General features: G+C 64.9%; 14 protein-coding genes, 1 pseudogene and 2 CRISPR repeat arrays. Of the genes and pseudogenes, 10 read left to right on the top strand and 5 right to left on the bottom strand.

From position 1 onward, the window contains the following. Positions 1 to 132 precede the first annotated feature (132 nt). From AC5L3X_RS29415 to AC5L3X_RS29380, 8 genes are all read left to right on the top strand, one after another. Positions 133 to 462 carry an SCO3933 family regulatory protein gene (locus AC5L3X_RS29415; protein WP_494861237.1) on the top strand — a complete coding sequence of 110 codons (330 nt, stop codon included), beginning with the start codon at positions 133 to 135 and terminating at the stop codon, positions 460 to 462. Then, complete coding sequence (locus tag AC5L3X_RS29410) at positions 455 to 1,789, top strand: FtsK/SpoIIIE domain-containing protein (protein WP_494861236.1); 1,335 nt, start codon at positions 455 to 457, stop codon at positions 1,787 to 1,789. Before AC5L3X_RS29415 ends, AC5L3X_RS29410 begins: the two co-directional genes overlap by 8 nt. Positions 1,790 to 1,816: 27 nt before the next feature. After that, positions 1,817 to 2,524 (top strand): DUF2637 domain-containing protein, encoded by a 708-nt coding sequence (locus tag AC5L3X_RS29405; protein ID WP_494861234.1) that lies wholly within the window; start codon positions 1,817 to 1,819, stop codon positions 2,522 to 2,524. Positions 2,525 to 2,536: 12 nt separating this feature from the next. Next, positions 2,537 to 2,863, top strand: coding sequence for a hypothetical protein (locus AC5L3X_RS29400; protein ID WP_494861232.1), 327 nt, complete (start codon positions 2,537 to 2,539; stop codon positions 2,861 to 2,863). A gap of 18 nt (positions 2,864 to 2,881) precedes the next feature. Beyond that, on the top strand, positions 2,882 to 3,043 hold the full coding sequence (locus AC5L3X_RS29395; RefSeq protein WP_494861230.1) for a hypothetical protein: 162 nt from the start codon (positions 2,882 to 2,884) through the stop codon (positions 3,041 to 3,043). 253 nt (positions 3,044 to 3,296) lie between these two features. Next, complete coding sequence (locus tag AC5L3X_RS29390) at positions 3,297 to 4,628, top strand: replication initiator (protein ID WP_494861356.1); 1,332 nt, start codon at positions 3,297 to 3,299, stop codon at positions 4,626 to 4,628. After that, on the top strand, positions 4,625 to 4,816 hold the full coding sequence (locus AC5L3X_RS29385) for a helix-turn-helix transcriptional regulator (protein WP_357690089.1): 192 nt from the start codon (positions 4,625 to 4,627) through the stop codon (positions 4,814 to 4,816). Before AC5L3X_RS29390 ends, AC5L3X_RS29385 begins: the two co-directional genes overlap by 4 nt. Beyond that, positions 4,813 to 6,177 carry a tyrosine-type recombinase/integrase gene (locus AC5L3X_RS29380; protein WP_494861228.1) on the top strand — a complete coding sequence of 455 codons (1,365 nt, stop codon included), beginning with the start codon at positions 4,813 to 4,815 and terminating at the stop codon, positions 6,175 to 6,177. The genes AC5L3X_RS29385 and AC5L3X_RS29380 overlap by 4 nt, the downstream gene beginning before the upstream one ends. Before the next feature lie 200 nt (positions 6,178 to 6,377). Here AC5L3X_RS29380 and AC5L3X_RS29375 read toward each other — a convergent pair whose 3' ends face one another. From AC5L3X_RS29375 to AC5L3X_RS29365, 3 genes are all read right to left on the bottom strand, one after another. Further along, entirely contained in the window at positions 6,378 to 6,902 is a 525-nt protein-coding gene (locus tag AC5L3X_RS29375) for a hypothetical protein (RefSeq protein WP_494861226.1), read from the bottom strand. Between the two features lie 137 nt (positions 6,903 to 7,039). Continuing rightward, positions 7,040 to 8,494, bottom strand: a complete 1,455-nt coding sequence (locus AC5L3X_RS29370; protein WP_494861224.1) for a chymotrypsin family serine protease — start codon at positions 8,492 to 8,494, stop codon at positions 7,040 to 7,042. A 198-nt stretch (positions 8,495 to 8,692) separates the two neighbouring features. Next, positions 8,693 to 9,265, bottom strand: a complete 573-nt coding sequence (locus AC5L3X_RS29365) for a hypothetical protein (RefSeq protein ID WP_494861222.1) — start codon at positions 9,263 to 9,265, stop codon at positions 8,693 to 8,695. A 1,011-nt stretch (positions 9,266 to 10,276) separates the two neighbouring features. Between AC5L3X_RS29365 and AC5L3X_RS29360 the strand changes: the two genes are divergently transcribed. Both AC5L3X_RS29360 and AC5L3X_RS29355 read left to right on the top strand, forming a co-directional pair. Then, positions 10,277 to 11,572, top strand: a complete 1,296-nt coding sequence (locus AC5L3X_RS29360; RefSeq protein WP_494861220.1) for a S1 family peptidase — start codon at positions 10,277 to 10,279, stop codon at positions 11,570 to 11,572. Positions 11,573 to 12,363: 791 nt separating this feature from the next. Then, positions 12,364 to 13,224: pseudogene (locus AC5L3X_RS29355) on the top strand (DUF6461 domain-containing protein); the annotation flags it as partial. A 485-nt stretch (positions 13,225 to 13,709) separates the two neighbouring features. Beyond that, positions 13,710 to 14,897: direct repeats of the CRISPR family, unit length 29 nt; unit sequence GGGACCATCCCCGCGTGCGCGGGGAGCAC. A gap of 91 nt (positions 14,898 to 14,988) precedes the next feature. Then, a CRISPR array of direct repeats spans positions 14,989 to 15,323; the repeat unit is 29 nt; unit sequence GGGACCATCCCCGCGTGCGCGGGGAGCAC. Between the two features lie 140 nt (positions 15,324 to 15,463). Here AC5L3X_RS29355 and cas2e read toward each other — a convergent pair. Both cas2e and cas1e read right to left on the bottom strand, forming a co-directional pair. Further along, the gene (gene cas2e, locus AC5L3X_RS29350; RefSeq protein ID WP_494861218.1) at positions 15,464 to 15,814 is read right to left on the bottom strand and encodes a type I-E CRISPR-associated endoribonuclease Cas2e; all 351 of its coding nucleotides are present in this window, start codon (positions 15,812 to 15,814) and stop codon (positions 15,464 to 15,466) included. After that, positions 15,811 to 16,776, bottom strand: a complete 966-nt coding sequence (gene cas1e / locus AC5L3X_RS29345) for a type I-E CRISPR-associated endonuclease Cas1e (RefSeq protein WP_494861217.1) — start codon at positions 16,774 to 16,776, stop codon at positions 15,811 to 15,813. The genes cas2e and cas1e overlap by 4 nt, the downstream gene beginning before the upstream one ends. Positions 16,777 to 16,779: the final 3 nt, after the last annotated feature.

The raw sequence follows: 16,779 nt of genomic DNA, 5'->3' as shown, positions 1-16,779 counted from the left end.
GTCTGCCCCTTCAGTTCAGCACAGCCCACCTGACATGCCAACCAAGTCTGCGTGGAAGCCCTTGACAACTTAGAATCCTAAGCGTTCTATGTATTCATAGAGTTACGTCTCAACTACTCAAAGGAACCGACCATGCGCACCGTCCCCATCCCTGTGGACACCAGCAAGCTCACCATCACCTGCGTGAAGGCCCCGCGCCCTCGCGTGCTCAACCGGGACACCGGTGAGATCAAGACCGACAAGAACGGCAACACCGTCTACGAGGTGACCGTCTCGGTCGAGGACGAGTTCGGCCGGATCGAACTCGTCAAGATCGGCATCACCGGAGAGCCGCCCATCACCGCCGGAGACCCGGTCAACGCGGTCGGCCTGCTCGGCTACGTCTGGGAGATGGCCGGCCGGTGGGGCATCTCCTACCGCGCCACCGCCCTCCTCCCGCTGCGGGAGGCCGCCGATGTCTGACCTGCCCGCCTGGCTGCTCGGGATCCTGGCCGCTGTCGCGGCCGGGCTCTGGGCCTGGCGCCGCTGGCACTACCCGTCGTTCTGGCTCGTGATCGGCTTTCCTCTCACGGCGATCAGCGTGCGGGCCTCGTGGCGCAAGGTCGCCCTCGGCTGCGGGCTGACCAAGAAGCGGCAGCGGTTCTGGTTCACCACCGTGCCCGGCTTGGTCGCCTCGACCGGCGTCGTGCGGGTGCGGCGTAAGTGGCAGCGCATCGCGGTGGACACCAAGCCGTTCATGTGGCTGCCGCTGCCCACTCGGCACGGCTGGCGGGTCACCCTGCACACCCTGGAAGGGCAGATCCCCGGCGACTACGCCGAGGTGGCCGAACGGCTGGCGCACTCCTGGGGTGTGCACGCCGTCCGCGTCACCTCCGACAAACCCGGCCGGGTACGCCTGGCCGCCACCATCCGCGACCCGCTCGTCAAGGTCGATGACCTGCCGCCGTCGACGGAGCTGCTCAAGGTCACCGTGGGACGGCTGGAGACCGGCCGCCCGTGGGTCGTCGACTTCCGCACGGTGCCGCACTGGCTGAACGCCGGAGCGACGCAGTCGGGCAAGTCCAACCTGGCCAACGCCCTCATCGTCGGCCTGGCCCCGCAACCGGTCGCCCTGGTCGGGTTCGACCTCAAAGGCGGGGTCGAGTTCACCCCGTACGCGTCGCGGCTGTCGGCGCTGGCGACGAGCAGGGCCGAGTGCGGCGGGTTGCTGGATGACCTGGTGACGCTGATGACGGATCGGATGGGCGTGTGCCGGATGACCGGCGCCCGCAACATCTGGCAACTCCCGCCCACCCTGCGACCCGTCCCGGTCGTGGTCCTTGTGGACGAGCTGGCCGAGCTCTACCTGATGGCCGACAAGAGCGAGAAAGACGAGATCGCCAAAACCTCCACCGCGCTGCTGCGGGTGGCGCAGCTCGGGCGGGCGTTCGGCATCTACCTGTTCTGCTGTGGCCAAAGGATCGGCTCCGACCTCGGCCCTGGGGTGACCGCCCTGCGGGCGCAGTGCTCCGGGCGGATCTGCCACCGGGTCAACGACCCGGAGACCGCGACCATGACGCTCGGTGACCTCGACCCGGCCGCGCTGGATTCCGCGCGGGCGATTGCCGCCGAGACACCGGGCGTCGCGATCGTCGCATCCCAGGACGGCGAGTGGTACCGGGCCCGGTCCTTCTACGTCAGCGAGCAAGCGGCCGAACACGCCGCCCACACCTACGCCGACCTGACCCCGGCCTGGGCGGACGTGATGGCCGCCCAGCCGTACGAGGCACCCGACTCAAAGACCGCCTGACCGGAATCACTGAGAGGAGGACAGACCATGCGCCGCTTCGCTGCCCGGCTGCTGGGCACCGGCCCTGTCCTGGTCCTGGCCCTGATTGCCGGAGCTGGGTCGTTCACTCACATCCGTGACACCGCCACCGAGCATGGCCAGCACGGCTGGATGTCCTGGGCGATCGCCGTGTGCATTGACCTGACCTGCGTCATGGCCGCCCGCGAACGCCAACGCGACAAGAAGACCGGCCGCGTGCGGCGCGGGCCGATCTCCTGGCCCGTGCTCGTCCTGACCGGCGGCATCGTTCTGTCGCTGGCCGCGAACCTGGAACAGGCTGACCCGACCGCCTGGGGCCGGATCACCGCCGCCACCCCGGCCGCCGCCTTCCTTGTCGCCGTCTCGATGCTGGAGCGCCGCGCCACCTCGGGCCGTCGTGAGCCGTCCTCGGACGTCTCGCAGACGTCCCCGTCCTGGACGGCGGCGTCCCCGACCGTCCCGGAGCGTCCCCAAGCCGTCCCGCCGGCCGACCGTCCCGCGCTCGTCTCCGCCCACGAGGACGACCCCGACGGCCAGCCCGGCGACGGCCCGGCGCCTGACCCGGCGCTGGTCGACTACGCCCGCCGCGTCGCCGACGAACACCACGCCCAGCACGGCAAGCCCATCACCCGTGACCAGCTCCGCGCCCGCCTGGGTGTGTCCACCCAGCTCGCCGCAGACCTGCTCCGCACCCTGACAACCACACCCACCCAGTGAAAGAGGAACACCATGCCCGTCGCGCACCCGCGTCTTCACCTCATCGTCGGCCTGCACGCTCTGGCCGGATTCCTGGAGGCACGCCCCGACATCCCCACCCCTGACCGGGTCATCGTCCACCACTTCATCCCGCGAGCCGACGACACCGACATGCGCGCCGAACTCGAACGCCTCGCGGCCCGGCTCGGCACGCCCGTCGACAGCGACGGCGGCCACCTGACCACCTCGCTGACCTTCGGCCCCGTGGAATACCGCGCTGTGGCCATCCTGTCCGCCGCCCGTGCCAGTTACGCCGCCCACGACAGCTACCGCGGCTGCGTCACACCCGACAACCACTGAACCGAGGAGAACCTGACCATGCGCATCCGCCTTGAGGGAAACCGCGCCGAGATCACTCTCGGCATGATCCAGCTGCGCGAAGTGTTCACCGTCACCGCGATGTCACGCGCGTACCCCGACCGCTCTCGCCCGCACACCTACCGCGTCTACGTCCGCATCATCCCGCGCAAGGACACCTGACCCATGGACGCCGCACCCGCCCACCACCACTGCTGCTGCACCTGCAACGGCACCGGCCTCACCGACGACCAGACCTGCGCCGACTGCCACGGCACCGGCATCGACAACCACGGCGCCTGAACCGCTGTAGCGCCCCCCGCCTGGCCACACATCCGCCAAGACCTGCGCCAGGCCGGGGGCCATCCCACACCAGATGACTGGATAGGACGGTCCCATCTTGCCCTGCTCTGCCCACCCACACGCCCTCGCCGGGATGATCGACCGGCTCAACCACCCCGACTACGACCGCTGGGCCCACCAGATCAAGCGAACCGGCGGCTGCCGACAGCCCATCCACCTACGCGGCCGAGTCGAACACTACGACCAGGCCACCGGCCAGCTCCTGCACCGTTACACCACCACCCGCGAGCCTGACGGCATCCTGCGCGTCCCGTGTAAGACCCGGCGCGCCTCGCGTTGCCCTTCCTGTGCCGAGGTCTACCGTGCCGACACCTACCAGCTCGTCCGCGCGGGCCTGGTCGGAGGCAAGGGCGTCCCGGAGACGGTCAGCGCGCACCCGTGCCTGTTCGTCACCCTCACCGCGCCCTCCTTCGGCGCGGTGCATGTTCGGCGGGAGAAGGACGGCAAGGTTCTGCCCTGCCACGCCCGCCGCGACGCCACCACCTGCCCACACGGACACCTCATGTCCTGCACCGACCGGCACAGCGCCGACGATCCGCGACTGGGAGAACCGCTCTGCCCGGATTGTTACGACTACGAGGGCTCGGTGCTGTTCAACGCCATCAGCCCGGAGCTGTGGCGGCGCTTCACCGAAGCCCTCCGCCGGCGCTTCGCCAAACTCTCCGGTCTGACGCTGAAGGCCCTGCGGGAGCAGGCCGTCATCTCCTTCGCCAAGGTCGCCGAATACCAGCGACGCGGCATCGTCCACTTCCACGCCGTCATCCGCCTCGACGGCCCAGACGGACCGAACACACCGCCACCGGCCTGGGCAACCGCCGACGCCCTCGTCGACGCCGTCCAGCACTCGGCGGGCGCGGTCACAGCAGAGATCAAGCCGCTGAACCGTACCTTCCGCTGGGGCACTCAGCTCGATGTTCGCCGCATCACCATGACCGGTGAGCTGACCGAGCAGGCCGTCGCGGCGTACATCGCGAAATACGCCACCAAGGCCGCCGAATGCGTCGGCACCCTGGACAGGCGCATCAACCGCCTCGACGACCTTGACGCGCTGCCGATCCGGCCTCACGCGCGGCGGCTGATCGCCGAGTGCATGCGGCTGGGCGCCCTTGACGACCTGGCCGATCTCCGGCTCACGCAATGGGCCCACATGCTCGGCTTCCGCGGCCACTTCTCCACCAAGAGCCGCCGCTACTCCACCACCCTGGGTGCCCTGCGCGCCGCCCGACAGGAACACCAGCGCGCTGAACAGATCACCACCGGCCGCCTGCCCCTCTTCGACGAGGACACCGTCCTGGTCATCGCCCACTGGCAATACGCCGGACAGGGCCTCTCACTCGGAGACCAACTCCTCGCCGCCGCCATCACCGGAACGCCACTTTCCGCCGCCGGGGGTGGTGCTCGATGAGCAGGCGTGACGAACTGCTGACCGTTCCTGAGGTCCTCGCCGAACTCGGCGGGGTCTCTCGACGCACCTTCTACCGCTGGCGCGAGCTCGGCCGTGCGCCGGTCTGCATCCAACTGCCCAACCTCGAACTCCGCGTCTGGCGGAGCGACCTCATGGCCTGGCTGGACTCGCGACGGGAGGCGGCGTGAACACCACCTACGACGTGAGGCTGGCCCAGATTCAGCAGCGTTCCAACGGCGGCACGGTCACCTACATCGCTCGCTGGAGAGTGGCCGGCAAGGAGAGATCCAAGAGCTTCCGCACCAAGGGCCTGGCCAACGCGTTCATGTCCGACCTGCGGCAGGCGACCAAGGCGGGGGAGGAGTTCGACATCAGCTCCGGCCTGCCGGTGTCGATGCTCGCGCAGCGGTCATCCGGCCCGTCGTTCCTGGAGTTCGCGCAGGCGTACGTCCTTCGCCGCTGGAACACCTCAGCTGCCCGCACCCGGGAGACGGACGCGTACGCGCTCCTGACCCTGATCCCCGCCCTGGTGGCAGATTCGCCACGTCGGCCCTCCGCCGAGGATCTGCGGGAGGTTCTCCGGGTTCACGCGCTGCTTCCGGAGAAGCGGCGGGCAGACCTGACCACAGCACAAGCCGCGGCTTTGGGCTGGCTGGAGAGGGCATCCCTCCCGCTGTCGGCCCTGGGAGAAGCGCACGTTCTTCGTACGGCCCTCGACGCCATCTCGGTCACCTTCGCCGGTGCTCCGGCGGGCGCGAACACGGTGCGTCGCAAGCGCGCCATCCTCCATCACCTCCTGGAGCACGCGGTTGAACAGAAGGTGTTCAGCAGCAACCCGCTGGATGAGATCAAGTGGACGGCGCCCAAGGCTGTGACGGTCGTCGACCCTCGTACCGTGCTCAACCCGGCCCAGGCCCGCCAACTCATCGATGCTGTACCAAAGGTGGGCCGCAAGCGCGGTCCGCGGCTGCGGGCGCTGTTCGGCTGCATCTACTATGCGGCCCTCCGGCCGGAGGAGGCGGCCGACCTGCGGCTGAAGAACTGCACCCTGCCCGAGTCGGGCTGGGGCCTGATCATCTTGGAGCATGCCCGGCCTCAAGGAACGAAGCGCTGGACCAACTCCGGAGAGACCCACGAGTCGCGCAGTTTGAAGCACCGCGCGGACAAGGAGACGCGAGAGATCCCGATCCCGCCCGCCCTGGTCGCCATGCTCCGCGAGCACATCGCCGAGTACGGCACGGCCAAGGACGGCCGGATCTTCCGCACGGGCACTGGCGGGACCTACTCCAGCTCGGCGCATTCCTACGTCTGGCAGGAAGCTCGCAAGCTCGCCCTTTCCCCGGCACAGGTCGCCTCATCGTTGGCTGCTCGCCCGTACGACCTCCGCCACGCCGCCGTTTCGCTCTGGCTCAACGCGGGCGTCCCGGCTCCCGAGGTCGCCAAACGGGCTGGCCACAGCGTTGACGTCCTGCTTCGGGTCTACGCGAAGTGTATGGACGGTCAGCAAGAGCAGATCAACGGCAAGATCAACAACGCCCTGGACGCATAGCCCTCGTTCCATGCATCTTCGGCCCCGGCCAGAACCGGGGCCGTTCCGTTCCATGTCACCGGACGAGGGCCTGTGCTGAGTCGAGTAGGCAGCCCTCGACGTCCGCCGGTTGGGGCAAGCGCCCGGGAACACCCTTCCGCCCCACGTTGCGTCTACGCAATCAGGCGTGTCATCAGATCTGGGGGCTTAGCTGAGCTAGACTAGACACCGACACTTTCCACAGAACCAATGACAAAGACGTCGCCATTCGGAGCATGAGTGAGACAGCCGATGTCACCGTCTACCCTGTATCCGAACGGTACATCTTTTCCCCATTTCTCATACCCGCCCACCAGGGCTAACGATGCACCTTGAAGGATATTGCCGACATTAGGGACAGTCACCCCGCGTTTGCTGTTGATCCATGCTGGGATCGTGCCCTTCGGCCAGACAAGCCCAACAGGTCTCGAGCCAGCCATCATCAGTTCCAAGCACCTGTTCGCGGAGTTATAGCTCAGTTCCCCTTTTACTGCGACGAGAAAGTTAAGCGTTGAGGTGCGGACGACGATCTTCGGATCGTGGCCAACCGTACGTACATGGTCAACGCCTTCGGCGTCAGATGGTTGGTCAGCCTGACGTGCTGTTGCCGTTACCCCACCGTCCGATGGAGAGCAGGCTGCAAGCGGGATCAGCAGAGCCAGGATGACTGTGCCGAAAGATCGGGGACGACAGCACAACTGTCTCATGGATTCATCCAACCATCAGGAGATGAGGATGAGGACCTTCTTCGCAAGTCTGGGCATCAAGACCAGGCTGCCGGGCAAACTCCTGCTGTTGAGTACCGCGAGGTGAACGGCTTCAACAGCAGGAGGCAACAGGCCGCTCAGCAGGTAGGACAGGTCCATACCTTCCATGTGGTCCCGAAGCCGTCCGCGGCTGAGTAGCCCTTGACCGAAGCCAAGACCGTCTCGCCGCTGCTTTGAAGTATTCCGCTTGATACTCCGATCGCTGTGGACCCCCAATACCCCGGGCCTCCACTGTCCCCCGACCGCATGAGGTAGTTCGTGACGATGCCGCGAGGGCCAGCAGCACCTACGGCGATGAACCTGGTGATTTTTCCGCATTGGGCGGGCCGTTCGGCTCCGGCGGTTGCTCTCCCGAATGAGCAAATGGGCTGATTTATCTCCGCGGTGTTGAGGACGTCTCTGGCGTACCGGGGCAGATTCAGGTCGTAGTAGAAGGTCCGGGTGTATGTAAGGCTGCCGCCTCCATAGCGAGCCAGGTCATATGGGTCGCCGTTGCCCGTCCGTCCTAACGTTGTTCCCTGGGTGTAGTAATCCGGGTGATTCCGGTACCAGAAATAGAGAGGACCTGCGCAGTGCCGAGCGGTTACTGCGTTCTTTTCGTCGGAAGTGGAGATCGCATTGAAGGCGGCTGTGCATTGTGTCGTTCCGGGCGCACCCTCCTCCAGGAATCCTCCGCCTCTGAGGTAGTCGTCGATGGGCTGGAACCCTATTGAGTCGGCAATGTTGAGACTCACATTAATCTTGTCGTTGGGTGGAGGTTCCGGCTGGAGGGTGGCCTGCAGCGTTGCCCCGTCTGTGGCGAGCCCCCTCTTGAGCTCGGCTGTGAGGGTGACGGCCCCGGTCTCGAAGTCTGTTGTGGCCTGCGCCTGGGCCACTTCCGGGTGGGCGGTAAGTGCGTCGTAACGCGACCGGGCGATCTGATCGAGCTCCTTTTCAGAGAATCCCTTGTTGCCGACAAGCACGACCTCTACGGGAAGCTGCTTGGCGAGGTTGACAGCTTCCGCTGGGACCTGGCCTTTGAAGGCGATGAGAGCGCCGCGACCATCGTCGGCGATCTTCAGCCCAGCAAGGTCGTCAGGGAATTTGGATCGGAGCGAGGCGGCGAAGGGGTTGATGCGCGGAGTCCAGGCGTAGCGATCGATCGATTCCTCGAAGCTGATCCCCTCCGCGGCCGCGAGGCGATTGAGGTCGATGAGCTCGGCAAAGGGGATGCCATCGACGTCGATCGTAGGATCAGGAACAGGCCCGTCTGGCATGGCGCGTTGAGCGGACGGGGTTTTGGCGATGACGTCCGCTGCATATCTGTCGAGAGCCTGCATGAGCGTGATTCCCTTACCCTGCGCTTCCTTCGACAGCATCTCCAGCGTGGGTCGTTTTAGAGTGGGCTGGGTGTCTGCCGTGAGTGTGACGGCCTCCGCGCTCACGGTCGGCTCTGGGGTGGGACTGTCGGCAGAGGCCGAAGGTAAGGTTAAGCCAGCTATCGGGATCGCTACTGCCAGGACAAAGGCGGCGCGGTGGCGGAACTGCTGCAAGGATCCTCCCTATTCTGGGCGCTTCGCACTGTGTATGGCCCCACGAGTGCGGTGTTGCACTTGAAAGCCTTCGCGATGAATACGTTGAGATCAACCCTTGAGATTCCGAGACAGCCATTTTATGATCTACAACACGATTTTTTCGAACGCGTTGCAGCGTGGCAATTACATACAGATAAGCTCCCTGCAAGCAGGCATCTAAATTTTCAGGGCTGAAGCGTTCTCATGTTGTGAAACCGAGTAGCTGAAGGCCGTCGGCGGAGTGGCTGCGGTAGTGGTCGTGGCGGCGGCGATGTTGGTCCAGCCGAGCAGGCGGGCCAGGCCGATGGCCAGGTTGCGGAGGCCGGCCATGATGCGAGGTGCGGTGCCGGTGCGGACGCGGAAGGCGTCCTCGCGGTAGGTGACGTCGCGGATGTGGTGCAGGGCTTCCACGTTCCAGTGGCCGCGGATCAGGGCGGCGAGCTGGGCGTGGGTAATCCGTCCCGGCGGGAGGCTGATGACGGCGTAGATCGTGACGATGGTGGTCTTGCCGGAGCAGTGGTCGGTGCGGCGGCGTTTGACCTGGATGGCCTGGATGGCCTGGGCGGCGTGGGGGAAAGGCAGTCCAGGGCGGACGGTGCAGATCTTCATCTGCACTTCACCCCCACCTACTCCTCGTGGATCAACCAGGTCAAGCGATGGTTCGCCGAACTGCAGCGCCGCCGCCTCGACCGCGGTGTGTTCTGCTCCCTCGACGAACGGACCACCGCGCTGCAGGAATGGCTTGAGCACTGGAACGAAAACGCCCGCCCGTTCACCTGGACCAAGAACGCCGACCAGATCATCGGCGCCATCAGCCGCTACTGCGAACGAACTTCTGGACCGGGACACTAGGGCGGCAAGCTCGTCATACGACGGACGCCCATCCCCGGCCTACACCCGAAGACATCCCACGAGCAGCAGAACACTCACGCACTACTCGATCTTGAGCCCTGTTGAATGCTTACATACCACTTGACAAGTGATCACGAGCCACGGAATATGATCAAAGTCGTCTGATTCACGACCCAGAATCACCGCCGTGAGCTCGGTATCCCAGGACACGACCAGATCGTAAGTGAAGCACAAGGTCACTCGCAGACCATCGCTGATACACCCACAGTCACGCTGACGAACGACTTAAAGATCTACCGATGTAGTACTGGTTTCCCATCGCGGTAAACAGTCAGCCAGCCGGTCCATCAGCCCTGCGAAACAGCCAGGCCAACGATCAGGCGCTAATTAAATCTTCAACTAGTAACCTCGTACAGGAATCCAGACCAGAAGTCAACATGTTGATTTTTTGCTGGATCAGCTCGCAATCTGCCAATGGCTCGCCTAACAGAAGCCACATGGGTGAGTCAATCCAATTCCCACGAGTGGAGCCACTTGGACAGCACCTCCACCCGTGGGGCACCTTCACGCAAGGAGGATCCTACAGCTGCCGACATCTCGTTCAATCCCGGGAAGTCAAGGCTTGATCATCGGGAAATGCCGTGTCAAGTTGTAGTGGCAATGGACGATACGCCAAATAACTGTTCGCGACCCTCGGATCACATACTGCGAAGGAGAACTTTGAGTAGGAAGCTTGCGTTAGCTGTTGCTGTTGTCATAACGGCATCATTATCCCCTGCCATCGCTCAAGCAGCCAAGGCCGATGGACCCACTCCTGGTCCATCTCAAGATACTTCCTCGCTCGCCGCACCCAGCTTGGTACTCTCGCGCGAGCAGCAACCGAAGGCCGCGCGCCCCACCCTTAATAAGTTGTCCGAGAAGGCACGCGCACAAGGCATCAGCCTCAAGCAGGAGCTTGACAACTATGCCGACGAGATCGAGAAAAGCGATCCCGGCATCCAGCGGTCACTGCCCGACGGGCCGGTCCCCGATCCCGTCATCAAGGTCGACGGGATTCCTTTCGCGGAGCTTATAGATCTCCATCGGCTCGCCACCACCACGGGCATCACCTTCGAGGAAGCGATCGACCGCTACGCATGGGCACCGACGGCTAACGCCGTCGCAGTGCAACTGACGAAGGAACTCCCGGACGACGTAGCAGGATTCTCTCTCGTCAACGACGGCCGAACTCTCCGCATGGGGTTTAAGGCAGAAATCCCAACGCGCGCTGTGGAACTCGCGAAGACCCTTCCCGGCGAAGTGCAGCTCATCCAAAACAGAGGATTCTCTGAGGCTGAGCTGCGAGAACTGAGCATCAGTCAGCGCCGAGCAATCGCCACCCACCCAGAGGTCGAGAGAGTTAAAGGCAGCTACGATACCGAGGCAGGAGCAGTCCTTCTCGAAGTACAGCCGAAGAAGGGAATCCGAGCTAGCGACTACGATCGCTTACGAGCCGAACTGCAAGCCGCACAACCGATGAACCCGCATGTGACCTTTAAGGTTACGACGGTCGACGACCTGGGGATCAAGCCGAAGGACAACTACCTCCGCGGAGGAGGATACTTCAATTTGCCAAACGGCACCCCATGGTGCACCGCCGGGTTCAACGTCATCAGCGAGACCGGAGTCAAAGGCACGACAACGGCGAAGCATTGCGCTGACGACCCCTACCTCATCTACCTCAACCACCCGGCTGAAGACGATAACAGAACAACTGTGAGCCGGATGTACCGTGCGCCAGACTACGATATCGCTCGATACCAAGGAGGCGACCTCACCTATACTCGCACCTTCTATTACGAGCTTAATCTGCCGCGCTACGCTACCAACTGGAGCGTTCCTGCTGTCACAAATATCCCAATGTGTACATTTGGGCGAACAAGCGCGACGCAAGGACTCGGAGCGAGATGCGGCAAGGTCACCCAGTTAAGCGTCGGATGGGATGACGGTTTCGAAGACAACTTCGAGACCGACACCGCCACCCTGGGCGGCGACAGTGGCGGACCAGCGTACTGGGGCGGCACGGCGTATGGAATACTCTACGCTGGAGAAGAACCGCCTGGAAGCGTCCTCCACTCGTACCATGCCAAGGTCTGGAACATCCCCAAAGCAGGCGGCTTCGGGACTGCCAACCCCTGGCAAGTCTGGACCTGCAATACGTGCTGACTAGCGTCGGCACCAGGTCGGGGCACCGGATTCCAGGTACCCCGACTGCAGGCGTTGGGCTCCTCATAGCCGGTCTTCGCTCGCCATCAGTACCACTCTTCCGGCTGGCGTGCCGGGTGTTCACGCGCCTCTCATCAGGACATTTTGTGATTTACTGGCCCCATGAGCTCAACGCCTCATGACTTCAACGGCGCATCTCGTCTAGTGCACGGACTCGTTGCGCTCGCTCTTTTCAGTCTCGCCGCGTGCTCGGATGCTCCCGGTGAGGACACGAAGATGAGTAGGGGTCCGCTCATTGTCAGACACACGTATACGCAGACGATGAAGGCAAGCCTTACAGCCACGCTGGCCTACGACTCCGTCCATCACTGTTTAGTGCTCAATTATAATTCGCCACCGAAAAGTGTCCTGCCTGTCTGGCCGGTAGGCGCGAGGCCAATAGTTGTTGACGGAAAACAGGGCATTGACTTGCCTTCTGTCGGGCAAATCCTGCAGGGCGATCGGGTAGTCCTTACAGGAGGGTTCATCCACTGGAGAGACATGGCGAAGTCCAAGACGCTCGTTGACGGCGCTGCACGATGTCTCGAGATTGATCCCGAAGGTCCCGTTTTTCGTATCGGGCGTGTGACTTCTGTGAACAGCCAAGAGTTTAAGCAATAGAGGAATGCTATGCGCTAGACTAGTCTAAGAATCGGCGGCCTGCCCCAGACGATCACCCGCCGCGATTTCCCCGAGACGGTCGCGACCGCCTATGCCGCGTTCCGCGAAGTTCGGGCTCTGCCCTCTCCGGAAGGTTGGGGCGGTGGACCCTCATCGTCGAACCCAACGGGTTCCAAGGCTCACGCCTGCCGGTGTTGGCCGATCTGTCGAGCGCTGGCCGGGCCATGAGCGTCTTCTGGAACATGAACGGCGATGCTCAGATCGCCTACGCCGAGCATGGGCGCATAGTCGCTGTCATCGACCTGCTCGATCCGGAGGAAGGGGACGGCGACGAGGGATTCCTTCGACGTTGGGAAGGCGTCGCCGAGCTGGAGGAGGATTGGCGGGTTGGTGCGCTGAGGCTAGCGGAGACCGTCGCGGGTCAACGCCTCAGCGCGGACTGGTTCAGCGGGCCTCGGCTCAGCGCGATCGTCCAGGCCTCTCCTGACCTTTGCGACACTGCAGTCGATGACGAGCGGGATGCGTATCTGCGGGAGCAGCGCGCCCTTCTGGCCGAGGACCTGCGGTTAGCGGCGCTGGTCGAGGACCCTGCACAGGAGAGACTCAGGGATATGGCCGCCTACGCCGCGGAGTTGGTGGGTAATCGGGCCGGATTGGCGGCTCCGCTGGTGGAAGAGACTCTCGCAGCATTGAGAGCGCAGGGCGAGGTGGCTCAACGGGTGAGGACGCGGTTGGAACAAGTAGAGCGGGATCTCCTCGCCCAGGCCGCGGCCGTGCACGATTCCGGCCCTGCGGAGCCGGGTTCGCCGGCTCATCAGCTCGTCGTCGAGAGCCGCGCAGTCAAAGTCATGGTTGCGGCCCTGCACGAGAACCCGGCCACAGCGCTTTGGGAAGTCCTGTGGTACGTGGAGATACTCCGGCTGGACGGCCCCGACCGCCTCCGCCTCAATCTTCTGCGAGCCGGCTACGACGAGATTGAGCAGCAGGCATGAGGTATTTGCGCTGACATCCCGCCTGGCCTCGTCAGTCCGAGGCAATGCCGCATCTGACATCGATGAGTCCGGCGATGTTGCGTTGTTGGAGGTCGCTGGGGCTGCGCTGGCCCTGCGGCCCCCTCCGGGCTTGGGCATACGAGGCCAAGATCATCCCGCATATGTCCCGTGATCAAGGCCCTACGGCTGCATACGGGTGCCCTTGGCGACCCATCGAGGGCCTGGGAAGCGAAAGACCTGCGGCTAAGAAACCGCAGGTCAGAGGCCGGAATGCCTGATGGAGAAGAGTGCCCCCGGCAGGATTCGAACCTGCGGCACCCGCTTTAGGAGTCAGGGGAGCGACGAGCGTGTTTCTCCAGGTCAAGGGGCATGCACCTTCCTGATGGGGATGAGCTTGAGCATGTATTTGGCATGATCAAGCGAGGACTGTCCCCACGCGCCTGGGGCGTATGGGCCAGGCGGACATCGTCTAGAGCGGGTGCTGCGGGACCATCCCCGCGTGAGCGGGGAGCACATCGGCGCGATCCAGGAGCCGACCAAGGATGTGGGACCATCCCCGCGTAGGCGGGGAGCAAGGTGAGGGTCTGGTCACGCTCGCCTCGGGGCCGGGACCCTCCCTGCGTGCGCGGGGAGCACGTCTTGAACTACAGAAAGGAGGTTGGCCACATGGGACCATCCCCGCGTGCGCGGGGAGCACGGGAACGGCGTCTTGCGGTCGCGTAGCCGCCGGGACCATCCCCGCGTGCGCGGGGAGCACCGGGACCGGCCACACGCGGATCAGGGCGCCAGGGGACCATCCCCGCGTGCGCGGGGAGCACACCGTCCGGGAGGGCGGCTTCAACCCGGTGACGGGACCATCCCCGCGTGCGCGGGGAGCACAAGTGGCGCACACAGGGCAGCGCGTGGATGGCGGGACCATCCCCGCGTGCGCGGGGAGCACACCGCACGCGACAGCCCGCGCGACGACGTCATGGGACCATCCCCGCGTGCGCGGGGAGCACGTCCGGACCCCTGGGCGTGACCAGCACTGGAGGGGACCATCCCCGCGTGCGCGGGGAGCACCAGCGTGTACGGCGCTTTGACGACGATCGGACGGGGACCATCCCCGCGTGCGCGGGGAGCACGACTTTTACCACGCCAGCGAGACGTGCGAGGCGGGACCATCCCCGCGTGCGCGGGGAGCACGTGATGTTGCTACTTCGTGCCACCGGGCCATGGGGACCATCCCCGCGTGCGCGGGGAGCACGACGTGATCTGGGTGTGGAACGAGCCGGAAGTGGGACCATCCCCGCGTGCGCGGGGAGCACTTCGTGCGCGCCGCGCGCGAGCATCTCGAACCGGGACCATCCCCGCGTGCGCGGGGAGCACAGACGACGGCCCGGTGGGTGCGGGTGATCGCGGGGACCATCCCCGCGTGCGCGGGGAGCACTCGTCCATCGACACCAGCTTCGGATACGACAGGGGACCATCCCCGCGTGCGCGGGGAGCACCCGCCACTCTCACACTCGGAGTATGGGGCGACAGGACCATCCCCGCGTGCGCGGGGAGCACGCACCCCACCCCCCGAACCCCGTTCGCGGTCCGGGACCATCCCCGCGTGCGCGGGGAGCACTCCAGCGCCGTGGAGCTGGCCACGGAGCGCCAGGGACCATCCCCGCGTGCGCGGGGAGCACCCTCTCCCCCCGAAGGAAACCGTCATGTCCTCAGGACCATCCCGCGTGCGCGGGGAGCACGCCCACACGAGTCCGTCGCCGGTGAAACCCGCGGGACCATCCCCGCGTGCGCGGGGAGCACTCGACACGGCGAAGGTGTCAACCGCAGACCTCGGGACCATCCCCGCGTGCGCGGGGAGCACCGAAGTTCGAGCCAGCCACGGCCCTCATCGGCGGGACCATCCCCGCGTGCGCGGGGAGCACGGCCCGTTCACCCTGCTGCGCTTTTCCGAGCCGGGACCATCCCCGCGTGCGCGGGGAGCACGATTTCACGATCCAGACGCCCGGCGCGACCTCGGGACCATCCCCGCGTGCGCGGGGAGCACTGGGCGAGGGCGTCGCGCAGCGTGCCCTTGCCGGGACCATCCCCGCGTGCGCGGGGAGCACTCTCGCTGACCTGCGCCTTTATCCGGAGGAGGAGCGAGTTTCGAGCACTTTCAAGGAATCGGACATTATGGACATCGTTGAGAGCGGCCTCATCTGGTAGTCCAAGGTGCGTCTAGGGCAGGGCATTCTCAGATGCCCGGTTAGCGTTGTCCGTATCGGCGTCGCTTGCCGGCCTTGCTCCAGTTGCGTGGAGGAGTCGCCCCAGAAGCCACAGGCTGTTCCTTGGGTCGGCGCAGCAAGATAAGACCCTCGTGGTCGATGGGGTGCCACTTATGATCGTGCGTTTCGAAGGCGAACCCCTGCTCGTTGTCGGTGGTGTAGGCAAGCAGCGCTCGTCCCGTGTCGGCGTACTCCTGCACCTCTAGCCAGAGGGCTTCCCGAATCCGTGCCGACGGGCCGCCGATGAAGACGCCGGGAGAGATCTCCATCAGCCAGCGTGTCAGGAAGCCGCGCAATCCCGTTGGGCAGCGAGTAAGCACGATGACGGTCACCAGGGGACCTCACTGCCGTCATCGTCGGCGTAGTTACGGCCGGACTCCACCTCGATGCCGTGGTCGCTCTGTAGGGTCACGCGATCGGTGTCGTCGTCGGTCGGGGTGTTCTCCGCGTCGTCCAGGAGGACGAGGTGCTTGACGTCGTTCACGCAGCGCTTCAGGAGGCCGACCTTGTTGATGTGGTCGCGGATTGCTCGGCGCGTATGGGAGCCAACGTCTTCGTGGCCTTCCGCGGCAACGTCGAAGGCGATCGGGATGGCGATTTCCGTCTTGTAGAGATCGGCGATGTCCAGGACGAAGGCCAGTTCGTGGCCTGAGTGGATGAAGCCGAGCCCAGGGGCGCAGCCCAGCGCGGCAACGGTGGTCTGTGCGATGCCGTACATGCACTGGGCGGCCGCGGTGACGGCTTGGTTGACGGGGTCGCCCGCGCTGAAGTCGCCGGGAACATAGATTCTGCCGTTCCACGGAAGTCCGGCTCTTTCGGCTTCCCTGCGGTAGCACTCCTTGACCCTGCGCCCTTCTCGGCCGAGAAGTTCGTGCCGGGTGAGCCCGTCGGGGTTCTCGTTCGGGAAGCGCATGCGGTACATCTCGCGGGCCACCTCAAGCCGGCTTCGGCGGTTGGCCCACTTGGTCGCTTGTGCTTCGACGAGTGAGGAGGAGCGATTAAGCGATCTTCCGCCCGAGTAGAAGCGCACCCCTTGTTCGCCGATCCACACCACTCCGGCTCCGCTGTCACCCAGGAGGCTCATGGCCTGGTGGGTAACGCGGGTGCCGGGCCCTAGCAGCAGGGTTCCGATCGTGGCCGCCGGAATGTGGGTGACGCCTTGCGCGTCCTCGGCCGTGATGGCGTTGTCTTCGCGGTGCAGGATGCATCGTTCAAGGTAGATGAATGAGATGCGGTCCCCCATGCGGGTGAGCTCGCGCGGCGAGGACATGCCGCGCTGGCCGATGGTGGCCACGCC

This window comes from Nonomuraea sp. CX421 (genome assembly GCF_059358955.1).
The sequence above is the reverse complement of the archived record's forward strand: the minus strand, read 5'-3'. Positions and strand labels throughout refer to the sequence as shown.

Bases quoted from the DNA above. Each gene is read 5' to 3' on its own strand.
- AC5L3X_RS29415 (WP_494861237.1), top strand. From the start codon at position 133: ATGCGCACCGTCCCCATCCCTGTGGACACCAGCAAGCTCACCATCACC.
- AC5L3X_RS29410 (WP_494861236.1), top strand. From the start codon at position 455: ATGTCTGACCTGCCCGCCTGGCTGCTCGGGATCCTGGCCGCTGTCGCG.
- AC5L3X_RS29405 (WP_494861234.1), top strand. From the start codon at position 1,817: ATGCGCCGCTTCGCTGCCCGGCTGCTGGGCACCGGCCCTGTCCTGGTC.
- AC5L3X_RS29400 (WP_494861232.1), top strand. From the start codon at position 2,537: ATGCCCGTCGCGCACCCGCGTCTTCACCTCATCGTCGGCCTGCACGCT.
- AC5L3X_RS29395 (WP_494861230.1), top strand. From the start codon at position 2,882: ATGCGCATCCGCCTTGAGGGAAACCGCGCCGAGATCACTCTCGGCATG.
- AC5L3X_RS29390 (WP_494861356.1), top strand. From the start codon at position 3,297: ATGATCGACCGGCTCAACCACCCCGACTACGACCGCTGGGCCCACCAG.
- AC5L3X_RS29385 (WP_357690089.1), top strand. From the start codon at position 4,625: ATGAGCAGGCGTGACGAACTGCTGACCGTTCCTGAGGTCCTCGCCGAA.
- AC5L3X_RS29375 (WP_494861226.1), bottom strand. From the start codon at position 6,902: ATGAGACAGTTGTGCTGTCGTCCCCGATCTTTCGGCACAGTCATCCTG.